4 protein-coding genes are annotated in these 4739 nt (G+C 42.9%); 2 read left to right on the forward strand and 2 right to left on the reverse strand.

The genetic code is table 11. The annotated features are described in order from the left end of the window. Together EI161_RS13405 and EI161_RS13410 are read left to right on the forward strand one after the other, a co-directional pair. Positions 1 to 527 (forward strand): FtsW/RodA/SpoVE family cell cycle protein (locus EI161_RS13405; protein ID WP_192529775.1); only part of this gene is annotated, 527 nt, incomplete at its 5' end. 714 nt (positions 528 to 1241) lie between these two features. Beyond that, positions 1242 to 1856, forward strand: coding sequence for a septal ring lytic transglycosylase RlpA family protein (locus EI161_RS13410; RefSeq protein ID WP_192523551.1), 615 nt, complete (start codon positions 1242 to 1244; stop codon positions 1854 to 1856). A gap of 183 nt (positions 1857 to 2039) precedes the next feature. Here the strand turns inward: EI161_RS13410 and radA are convergent, their stop codons facing one another. Next, positions 2040 to 3479 carry a DNA repair protein RadA gene (radA, locus tag EI161_RS13415; RefSeq protein WP_192529776.1) on the reverse strand — a complete coding sequence of 480 codons (1440 nt, stop codon included), beginning with the start codon at positions 3477 to 3479 and terminating at the stop codon, positions 2040 to 2042. 258 nt (positions 3480 to 3737) lie between these two features. Then, positions 3738 to 4499 (reverse strand): LPS export ABC transporter ATP-binding protein, encoded by a 762-nt coding sequence (gene lptB / locus EI161_RS13420; protein ID WP_225735395.1) that lies wholly within the window; start codon positions 4497 to 4499, stop codon positions 3738 to 3740. Positions 4500 to 4739: the final 240 nt, after the last annotated feature.

A 4739-nucleotide genomic window follows, 5' to 3' on the forward strand; every position in this document is an offset into this window, starting at 1 on the left:
CAGTACCTCTTCTCGCCATCGTCTGGAATTTTCTATTGCATGACTATCAGCGGACGCGAGTATTAACAATGTTAAACCCTGAAGCTGATGTACAAGGTGCTGGCTGGAATATCATCCAATCCAAAACCGCTATTGGTGCCGGTGGACTGACTGGAAAAGGCTATTTAGAAGGTACGCAATCACATCTACATTTCTTACCAGAAGGCCATACTGACTTTATTATTGCCGCTTTTTCTGAAGAATTTGGCTTATTAGGTGTTTTATTATTGATATTTATTTATTTATGTTTATTGATGCGCGCCTTGTATATTGCTTTTGATCATACCGATGTTTATAGCAGGTTATTAGCGGGTGCTATTACCATGTCTTTCTTTGTTTATGTATTTGTCAATGTCGGTATGGTTGGTGGGCTTTTACCTGTGGTGGGGGTTCCTTTACCTTTTATCAGCTACGGTGGTACTGCCATTGTGACTTTAATGGCGGGTTTTGGTATACTTATGTCTATTCATACTCATAAGTCTCCTTAACTTCATTAGGGCCTGTTGAGCATTCAAAAGTATGTAAATCGATAACGATAGCTTGCCTATAATTTGTCGCTGTGACAGTGATTATCACAAAGACAAATTGCTCATTTTACAGCCATAATACCTGTCATTCTCTACTTACCTATTAATACCAATCGGTATTTATCCTTGTTTTTTACAAAAAATTGCGTTAATCTCTTTTTACTGTCTGTTGATACATAACACGTACACAGCTGCTAAATAACTTTGCATTCGATTATATTTTAGTCGTAGATTGTCCGTATAGTTAGCAAACTATGAATTCCAGAGTTTCAAAGTCACTACTTAATTAACGGTTTAATAACAAAGCAAAACGTAACACGCTTTAAACCCTTTACTAATTTAGCACTGTAAGAAGGTTTGGAAACTCAATACATAGTGAAATCAGTACTCAATCTTCATTTTTAGATTATGTGCTTAACTCATATTATTAATTATCATTCAAAAATATCATAAGCTGGTTCGGTCATATTACCGCTAACGCCTTATGATAATACAATGAAAAATTACCATACATTAAAACCCATAAAAGCCTCCATTTGATATCAATCTCTATAAGAATGATCGATTGATAGTGAGTCTTTAGAGTTTGCGACACGGTTAGATTGGTCTAATGCGGTCGCACTCAATCTAAGTTTATTAGAGTTAGGTTTTGATGTATAAGTTATAGAGGTATCTATGAATAAGCGTTTATCTGGTTTACTCACCATGTCAGCTGTTTTGTTTGCTGGCTCTACAATCGCTACTAGTGCCAACGCTGTAGAAGCAAAAACCACGCTTGCGACATTTTCGCAAGATAACGCCTCCCACATCGATCGTGTGCTTGGTGAGCTTAGCCGTCAGCATGATGGTGCATCAAGCTTGGTCAAATCAGCACGCCAACCTACGTCATTAGCGCTTAGCAGCCCATTGTTGAGCAGTGATACGACGCAAGCATCCAATGATGAAGACGTATTGGAGCGTCTGACAGCCGTCGCCTCTAATTCAGTCAGCAAATTTAAGCAGACAGGTTTAGCTTCTTGGTATGGTCGTAAGTTCCACGGCCGTAAAACAGCCAGTGGCGAAACCTTTGATATGAATGGTTTGACTGCTGCTCATCGCTCATTACCATTGAACTGCTATGTTAAAGTCACCAATAAAACCAACGGTAAAAGCGTGGTGGTAAAAGTGAACGATCGCGGTCCATTCCACGGCAACCGTGTATTAGACTTATCTTATGGTGCTGCTAAACAACTTGGCATTACCAATAAAGGGGTCGGCAACGTCGCTATCGAGCGTGTTTCAGGTCCATAGTTGTAAACCTTTAACGTTTTAGACCATGAGCGGTTTAAACCTTTAACGGTTTTTTTATAATGTAGATGCAGCCTTCTACCATAGACTGTCAGCTTTAAATAAAAAGCGCCTAACTTAATTAATAGTTAGGCGCTTTTTTTATGATCTTTGATTGTTTAAGTTTAGCAGATTTATGCTTAAAAACTATAGTTCAAACGCGCTTTCAATCGCATCATCCAAACGCTCAACAGCAATCACATTAATACCCTTAAACTGAGGAGAACCCTTGGCAGGCGCATTGGCTTTAGGGATAATAGCGTGTTTAAAGCCATGTTTCATCGCCTCTTTTAAACGCTCTTGACCATTGGGTACTGGGCGAATTTCACCGGACAACCCTACCTCGCCAAATACAGCTAACGAAGATGGCAAAGCTTTCTCTTTGATGCTCGAGGCGCACGCCAACAGCACCGCCAAATCCGACCCTGTTTCTATCACTTTAACACCGCCGACGACGTTGACATAAACATCTTGTCCACTGGTATGAATACCTCCATGACGATGCATCACGGCGAGCAGCATGGACAAGCGCTGAAAATCCAATCCCAATGCCATCCGCCTTGGAGAGCCTTGAGAGTCATCAACTAAGGCTTGTACTTCTACTAATAGCGGTCTTGTACCTTCGCGACTGACCATGACCACAGAACCTGCAACAGGTTTGTCATAACGGCTCAAAAATATGGCCGATGGATTGGCGACTTCTTTCAGCCCCATATCAGTCATACCAAAAATTCCTAGCTCGTTTACTGCTCCAAAGCGGTTTTTGACCGCACGAATCATGCGAAAACGCGAATCTGATTGACCTTCGAAGTATAAAACCGTATCAACCATATGCTCAAGTACGCGTGGTCCTGCAAGCGTCCCTTCCTTAGTCACATGCCCTACTAAGAATAATGCTGTACCAGTCTGTTTAGCATAACGGGTCAAGATAGCCGCAGACTCACGAATCTGGCTGACACCGCCTGGGGCAGAATTAATGGCGTCGGTATAAATGGTCTGAATAGAGTCAATAATGGCGATGGCAGGTTGCTCTTGGGTTAATGCCGCACAGATGGTCTCTACATTGGTCTCAGCAAGTACGCGCAATCTATCAGCTGGCAACTCCAAGCGTTTAGCACGCATGGCTACCTGCGCCAATGATTCTTCCCCAGTCACGTATAATGCACTGCCTGCTAAAGAGTCAGCCTTTGCCATATTGGTCGCAGTCTGCAATAGAATAGTCGACTTACCAATACCGGGGTCGCCACCTATTAGCACCACAGAGCCAGCCACCAAACCACCTCCCAGTACCCGATCAAATTCACTGATACCCGTGGGCAAACGGGTGTCTAAGCCGATACTGACCGCATTGAGCGGCATAACCGCACTATGAGTACCGGCATAGTTGCCAGCTGGCGCACCACTGGACGAGTTTCGGGGCGCTGCACGAGCGGCAGGCTTGGCAGTACTTTTGTTATGATGCGGCATACTGACGTTTGGTGCTTCAACCAAGCTATTCCACTCGCTACAATCGGTACATTGCCCTGCCCACTTACCAAAATGCGCACCGCAATGCTGACAGACATAACTGCTTTTGTTTTTTGCCATAATGGTTGGGCCTTATTCAGGTAAACTATTGAGAATAATTAATAGGGGCTGTATAGAATAGAAGGGATGGCACTTAGTGTCAGAAAAGTGTCAGAAGAATCTGCAGCATGTTAAATATCTTCAAATAATACTGCACAAATAATGCTGACTGACATCAAGGTGGTTTCAATGCGAGATGACAACGGTTGACGCCTGATATCCACGCCCTAGAGGGACGTGGTTTTACGGCGCTTTTTGATCATAGTTTGATTGGCTGATCTATACCTGAAAGTCTTTACCAAGATACACAGATTTCACAAGCTCATTGTCTAAGACCTCTTTTGCTGTACCTTCAGCGATAATGGCGCCCTCTGAGACGATATAGGCTTTTTCGCAAATGGCCAAGGTGTCGCGGACGTTATGATCAGTGATTAACACCCCAATACCACGATTTTTTAGGGTTAAGATAACGTCTTTAATATCACTAACAGAGATAGGATCAACGCCTGCAAAAGGCTCATCTAATAAGATAAACTTTGGATCAGCAGCCAAAGCACGGGCGATCTCGCAGCGACGACGCTCACCACCAGACACGCTCATACCCAATGATTTTCGTACGTGCTCTAAATGGAACTCGCCGATTAACTTTTCAAGCTCTTGCCGCTGCTCACTAGCGCTCAACTCTTTACGAGTTTGCAAGATAGCAAGTATATTGTCTTCAATAGATAACTTACGAAAAATAGAGGCTTCTTGGGGTAAGTAGCCGATACCTGCGCGCGCACGCTCATGCATGGCATATTTAGAGAGGTCCATTTTCCCCAATGTGACACGGCCTTTATCCATATTGACCAGCCCTACTACCATATAAAAGCTGGTGGTTTTGCCTGCTCCATTTGGGCCTAATAGTCCAACGACCTGCCCTTGTTTAACAGAGAAGGAGACATCTTTTACCACCCAGCGTTTGCCATAGCGCTTGCCCAAACCTTGCATAGATAAACGGATGGCTGGCACGGTATTATCATTTGTTGCTAAAGAGTCCATATTTTTATTATCACTCATAACTTATAGGTATTTCTAAATAAAATCGATATATTAGGGGCTGTATAGAATTCATCTATTAGGATTGCTGATCGCTAAAATAATTCCAGACTAGGCGTAAATCGAAGGTAATGTCGAGACCTTAGCTAGATTTACAACAACGTCTGGGGCGATTTTAGCATCAGTCCGAAGGAACAGGACTATTTTTTGCCACTTCATAGCCAAAACTATCGCGCTTAGAAT

This window comes from Psychrobacter sp. FME5, assembly GCF_014861375.1.
Classification (GTDB): Bacteria; Pseudomonadota; Gammaproteobacteria; order Pseudomonadales; family Moraxellaceae; genus Psychrobacter.